The organism is Rhizobium sp. NLR10b, assembly GCF_019685435.1.
Lineage (GTDB): Bacteria > Pseudomonadota > Alphaproteobacteria > Rhizobiales > Rhizobiaceae > Rhizobium.
Genome location: NZ_JABDWV010000042.1, coordinates 1 through 6,183 on the forward strand (window position 1 = coordinate 1; position 6,183 = coordinate 6,183).

At 55.0% G+C, this 6,183-nt stretch carries 6 protein-coding genes and 1 pseudogene; 6 read left to right on the top strand and 1 reads right to left on the bottom strand.

Going from position 1 to position 6,183, the window contains the following annotated elements:
- The 4 genes from HJB91_RS30220 to HJB91_RS30235 form a co-directional block, all read left to right on the top strand.
- On the top strand, positions 1 to 890 hold an 890-nt coding region (locus HJB91_RS30220), incomplete at its 5' end, for an RHS repeat-associated core domain-containing protein (protein WP_221156925.1).
- Positions 887 to 1,228 carry a hypothetical protein gene (locus HJB91_RS30225; RefSeq protein WP_221156927.1) on the top strand — a complete coding sequence of 114 codons (342 nt, stop codon included), beginning with the start codon at positions 887 to 889 and terminating at the stop codon, positions 1,226 to 1,228. The genes HJB91_RS30220 and HJB91_RS30225, both read left to right, overlap by 4 nt.
- Positions 1,229 to 2,052: 824 nt before the next feature.
- Positions 2,053 to 2,415 (top strand): hypothetical protein, encoded by a 363-nt coding sequence (locus HJB91_RS30230; protein WP_221156930.1) that lies wholly within the window; start codon positions 2,053 to 2,055, stop codon positions 2,413 to 2,415.
- A gap of 16 nt (positions 2,416 to 2,431) precedes the next feature.
- The gene (locus tag HJB91_RS30235; RefSeq protein ID WP_221156932.1) at positions 2,432 to 3,085 is read left to right on the top strand and encodes a hypothetical protein; all 654 of its coding nucleotides are present in this window, start codon (positions 2,432 to 2,434) and stop codon (positions 3,083 to 3,085) included.
- Between the two features lie 164 nt (positions 3,086 to 3,249).
- Here the strand turns inward: HJB91_RS30235 and HJB91_RS30240 are convergent.
- Positions 3,250 to 3,506 (bottom strand): annotated as a pseudogene (locus tag HJB91_RS30240) (YjhX family toxin).
- A gap of 421 nt (positions 3,507 to 3,927) precedes the next feature.
- On the opposite strand from HJB91_RS30240, the gene HJB91_RS30245 reads away from it, so the two are divergent.
- Together HJB91_RS30245 and HJB91_RS30250 are read left to right on the top strand one after the other, a co-directional pair.
- On the top strand, positions 3,928 to 5,169 hold the full coding sequence (locus HJB91_RS30245) for a hypothetical protein (RefSeq protein ID WP_221156934.1): 1,242 nt from the start codon (positions 3,928 to 3,930) through the stop codon (positions 5,167 to 5,169).
- A gap of 53 nt (positions 5,170 to 5,222) precedes the next feature.
- On the top strand, positions 5,223 to 6,183 hold a 961-nt coding region (locus HJB91_RS30250), incomplete at its 3' end, for a toxin TcdB middle/N-terminal domain-containing protein (protein WP_221156935.1).

Genomic DNA, 6,183 nt, shown 5'->3' on the forward strand with positions numbered 1-6,183 from the left:
AGACCGGCTATGCCGCCTATGGCGAAGCCACCAACACCAGCTTCCAGACCAAGAAGAGCTATATCGGCGAACGCTTCGATCCCGAAACCGGGCTGATGTATCTCAATGCCAGATACTACGATCCGGCCTTCGGGCGGTTCATCTCGCCGGATGACTGGGACCCGACCAAGGAAGGCGTCGGCACAAACCGCTACAGCTACTCCGAAAATGATCCCGTCAATAAAAGCGATCCGAATGGGCATATAGGTGGTACGGTCGGGAACGTTGGAATGAAGACATTCTCCGAAACAATTGGGAATGCTTTGCGCGCACTGGAGAGTTTTTTTGGTGGAACGACAGGGCAATCTGTAGCTCGATCGGCCGCAGGAGCAAGGACGTTTGCTGCGGCGGGACCATCGGGCTCCCCAGCAATGGCTGTCGCAGCAACTACCACTGCAGCACTTCTCGCAACGACAACCTCGACCGCGACTAAGGCGCAGGAAGAAGCCAACAAGCGTCTTGTCTATCGAGGGCTTCGGCAAGACGAAGTGCCCTATCTCGCAACAGGTCTGATGGCGAAAGATCCCCTTGCCCAACTCGACCCGAGCTATCATATTGCTGACGACGGACAGGAGCGGAGCCAGTACATTTCGACGTCTAAATCGCTAGCCGTAGCGCAAGAATATGCGGCCAGCGGAAGAGCGCCATCGGATACGGTGGTTGCTATTGATCTGAACCGTGTTCCGAGCAGACACTTTGATTATTCCCAAGGCGGCACTGGGAATCCAAAAACTGACAGCCTTGCTATCGCAGATCAGGAAGTCTTAATCGAGAGATACGTGCCCGCAGCGGCTATTGTCGGAATTATGAGAGGCGCCAATGGCTGGAAAATGGGGGAGGGCAAACGATGAGGTTTGCTGAACAAATTCAACAGGAATTCAGTCGCGGTGGCTTCTTCTATAACATCCGGAAGATGGCTTTTACAAAGATTGAAGCCGTGAGAGCCATTGAGAAGATACGTCATCTTGATGCTGCTGCGTATAGTGATAGTGAGAAAATGGAAGTGGCACTGTTGATCTGGGACCTTCCAATCTTGATGTTGTGGTGGAGGGACGGATGTGTGGATATGGGAGCAGACAAAAGCGAATTTGAGGCGTATGCCCGGGAATTCCAGCGCGTTGTCGAAGAAAAACTTAAAATTCTTTTGCAGAAGCCGTCGAGCAAAGACGATATATCCCGTGAGCATTAACCGAAAGAAATGGAGCTGATGCGGCAGCAAGAGTTAGATGACGTTTCGCGCTTGGAACTAGTTACCAGCTGACCTGCCACCGAGAGTTTCTGTCCGACGCGTGGAAGTCGATCCCAACAACTTCACTTTGGTTTTCGGGAACGGAAGATGGACGCGTTCACCACTCGCCGCGCCGATAAAGGCCGATACCGGCAATGTAGTTGGCGGGATGTTCGGCCTGCGCTGAACTTTCACCCAGTGACGACTTAGAGCCTGGGGGTTTTGAATACGCCAACAGGCGCGGTGTGAGCAACGGAAACGCGAAGCTTCATCTTGCGTAGCGTTGGAGCCGGTTTCGGCCATGGTCCCGGCGAAGTCTGCCGGGGTTTGACACCAAGCGATGAGTGCGGCGGGAAAGGGTTTGGTCGTCCGCCTGACTTTGCCCCGTTGAAATATTCCAATTCGAAGCTGAGCCCTGACCGCGCCTGAACTAAGGCGCGGTCAGAGTGAGTTGATCATCTATTGTCCAGCTGCGATGAGGGCGTCGGCACAAACCGCTACAGCTACTCCGAAAATGATCCCGTCAATAAGTCCGATCCGAATGGGCATATCTCAATGGGATGGGGCCAACTCAGCAAAGCGATAAGCGATTTTATAGGCAGTTTAACTGGTGGCGGAAGAGCCACAGCGGGAGACGATAGTCCCCGGGGTAGTTATTTGGAAAATGGTGGTTCAAGCCCATCAGCATCCATCACTGCTTCCGGTGTTAAGAGGTCTGCCGAGGCCAACGAGAAGGGCGAACGAAACTCAAAGAAAGGGGCCCCAATCTTCGGCATGACGCGGGGGTGGCGGCGGCAATCCAAGAAGCGCGCAACGATGGCTATACAATTTTGAGTGAGGCCCAGGTGAAGGTAACTGGCAACTTTCTAGGAACCAGAAACTACGACTTCTTGGGGCGCGACTCTTTCGGAAACATTGTCGGTTTCGAGGTGAAAACATCAATGTCTGATACGGTGAAGCTTGATCGCAGCCAGGTTCTGAAAGATATCTCTGTAATGCAATTTGGTGGCGCCTCGAAATTCGGCCCATTTAACAGTGTTGCTTACAAAACCATGTGTGATGGCTGTGCTCCAGTCGATGCGCGAAGCGCCGTTCTTCGTTCACTCTTATCTGAGAGCAAGATACCGTTCGACGAGATTGTGAAGTGATGGGAGCAGCGCCTGAATGTTTCTAAAAGAAATCACATCTGCGCTAGACGAAAAAATGGCGCAGATAGGCTTCATCAAAGTGTCAAAATTCTTGTATTGCCATAGCAATGATGGCGAGGCAGAGAGTTTTGTCGAGTGGAATTTATTTGGGCGACCCGTCAACAATTTCGCATGTGACTTTGGACTGCGGAACATTGCCGCGTTTAGTTTTGCAGAAAAGTGCTTGAAACTCTACGGCGGGAGAAACAGTCGGATGGAAGGCCGATTTAATGAGCGGTGCCAATTGGGACAATACTACTCATGGGGAGAACGGTCATCGCTGCGGTTGAGTGACCATGGCGGGAATTTGAAGTTAGTGCTTGAGAAGGCTCAAGCCGACATTCACCGCTTCGACCGAGAGCTGGGAGGGTTTTTGATCTCGAAGGACAAGCTTTGCGATCTTCTGATAAGTGATTACAAATGGATGCCGTGGGACTGGTGTAATGGCGCGGCAAGGGCTGCGGAATATGCCTACCTCGCTTCAAGCATCGGCGGCACAAGTGCAGGCGTAATACGTGCTGCTCTTAGGCCGTACGAGAATGTAAACATAAGATCCGGCCTAGATCGCTCTGTTGAAGTTCGCGAGTATTTGGATAACGTATTCCGGGACTTGGGCGCGATATCAACGTGATTAAATGATATCGCGAAGTCTAGTCTTGAATATACTGGCACCCCGCAAGCGGAGCTGATGGAACACGATAGATATTCGGGGTGACTTTGCCCCGTTCGAATTCCAATTCAAAGCTGAGCCCTGAGCGCGCAGGTTTGATGCGCGACCAGGGTTGGTTGCCCGACCTATCTATTGTCCAGCTGCGACCTGACCAGTCTCAGCCCCCTTTCGGTGATCCGGTAGGGTTGGCCGCCTGAAGACTTGATCGCCTTCAGCCGTTTCAATCTCCTGAAGAGATCGAGGTCGACGCCGGGATAGAGCCAGCCGTCGCGGGTGAAGCAGCTGACGTTTTCGACCTTTCTGTAGTCGTCGCGGGTAATTTCGATGCGGCGCCTTGGGCCAAGAGATGCAGGACGCGCTGCTCCGTGCGGGAGATGTCCATGTTGTGAGATCCGATATCGCGCCTTAACGGCAACATGGTCTCGGGCGGTAGCCGCACGCTGAGCTGGAACGGCGCCAACCGGCTGGCGAGCGTCACCCAGGAGAGCTTCGCCTATGGCCCGGACGGAGCCCGGCTTCGGCACGACGCTCTATCCCGCCAATGTCGAGATCGACCGCTCGACGCCCGGCACCGACATCTATACCCCCTATCCGCATCCCGACGCAAGATCGTCGTCACCGCCGGCTCGAGCACGCGGGACAAGTTCTCCTGCATCGCGATCATCTCGCCTCGGCGCGGCAGGTGACCAACGAAAGCGGCTACCATATCGAACAGACCGGCTACACCGCCGGGGCAAGGAACTAGTGCTGCGGCACTATCCACAAGCTTTCCAGACCGAGGAAGCTGAGCGCGCGCCGGGTCAGTGCTCGATACGGACATTCCTACGGTCACCGACAATAAAGGGGTCGTGACGACTTTCCAGTCGGTGGCCGAAATCGCCAACGCCCCGCACAATAATCAAAGTGGGACCGGACGTTATCTGCCCACCTCGGTGGTGGATCCGAACGGCAATCGGGTGACTTACGCCTATACCTGCCCGGATCTCCCCGTATGCTACCCTGCGAGGATCAGCTACGACAGCCATGCCGAAATCGTCTTCCGCTATGAACGGCGGCCCGACTACGAACCGACGGCGAATGGCACCACCATCACCTGGACGACCTATCGGCTCAAAACCGTCTACTACAGCGCTGCTGCCGAGGCTGGTATCAGTGGTGGCTACGTCCTTTCCTATGACCAGGCGCCGTTTTCCAACGCATCCCGCCTGGTGCAGGTCGATCGTTATGGCCGCGATGCGGCGCTTGATTCCTCAGGCAATATCGCTGGCGGGACGCACAAGGTGCTGCGAGCGATGGTCTATGACAATATCAACTATAATTACACGCGGCTGACCAACCAATTCCCCGCGCCGACACCTGGAGATGGGGCAAAGCAACTTTCCTATTTCCTTTCGCGACAGATTGGCGATCTTAATTTCGATGGGAAAGATGAGTTTTACGGGTCCTTTCTGACCTATTCCTATAATTCCGCTCTAGGCGCATATAGGCCTGATCCTCTCCAATTTACGGCAATGAACTTCAGCCCACAAAACGGCGCCGTGTCCCAGACCACGGGGACAACGGTACCAAGGGCAAATCTCACTTACGACAATTTGCCTGTCCCGAATTACTTTGCCGCTCGTTATGTCGCCGGCAAGCCTAAGGACTTGGCGTTCACCTATAATGTTACAAATACCGGCAGCAACGATTCTGTCACCAAGACCCGCGTCAGTGGCATTATCACCACCGATTCCTCTCTGAATCTATCTGCCTCCCTTTGCCCGGAACCCTATTCTTCTGTCTGCAGCGTCATTCCCACGAATTACGACAGTTCCAATACGGTGAAGAACGCCTCGATCGATACGGATGGCGATGGCAAGACCAGCTTTTCAATATGGGCGATTACATCCGCGGAGTTGCGGACTTTCTCGGGGGTGGCCGCCAAGGCGTGGTCAGGGGCCAAGACCTTTTGGCCTACAAGTATGCCAACGGAACCTCTTGGACGACTGAGGCGATGGGCATCGGTTGCAATTCAGCTTCGGCCTATTGCGCCCTCGCGGACATGAACGGCGACGGTGTGACGGACGTTGTCAGAGCGACGACCTCCGGGACGAGTTATGTGGCGGTAGTGTGGCTCGGCACCGGCAGCAGCTTCATCCAGGTCACGGGCGAGTTGGCCCTCGCGGGGCCGCCGATCCTGCGCGACATGGACAATGATGGGAAGGTCGATGTGGTCGCCACCAAGGATCGCAAGGACACTGATCCTTTCAAGGACCTGAATGCCTATGGTCTCTGGTTCGGTCAGCAAGGCAACACCCTCGTCGTCTCGCCTTTCCTGCAGCGCGGCTCCGGCCTTTCAGGCGATTTCAATGGCGACGGTCTTCCGGATTTCGTCGCTTCGCAAACGGAAACGACGATCTCAAATGCCGGCTCGGGCAATCCCAATCTCCTGCGCGGGATTACGCTTGCGACGGGCGGAACGATCAACATCGATTACACCCCCTCGACGCGTTTTGCCAACAGCTTCATGCCAATGGTCATGCATGCGGTGACGGCGCTCACCGTGGATGACAGGCGCGGCTACGGCAATAGCGTGACGAATTATGCCTATTCCGGCGGTCTCTATGATCCTGCTGCCCGCAAATTCCTTGGCTATCGCACCGTTACAGAGACGAAGCCGCTCGCAGCCGGGGAGACGTCCAATCCGATCCTGGTGACGACGTATCGGCAGGACCTCGCCAGTTACGGACTGCCGGAAACAACGGTTTTGCGCAACGGAGCAAATACGGAATCCAAACGGGTTGCACAGGAATATACCATCAACACGGGTTCAAAGCCCTATGTGGCCAGAAACAAGGCGACGGCGACGACGCTGACCGAAGGAGGATTGACCACATTCCTACGGACGGAGCGGAGTTTCGATGCTTACGGAAACGTAATTGAGATCACGGACCGCGGCCGCACGGTGGATGCCGCAGGCACGGAGAATGTCAACACCACCGGCGACGAGAAGACGACGACCTTCACCTATGCGCCAAACACCTCCGCTTACATCGTCTCGCTACCGACTTCGAAGACGG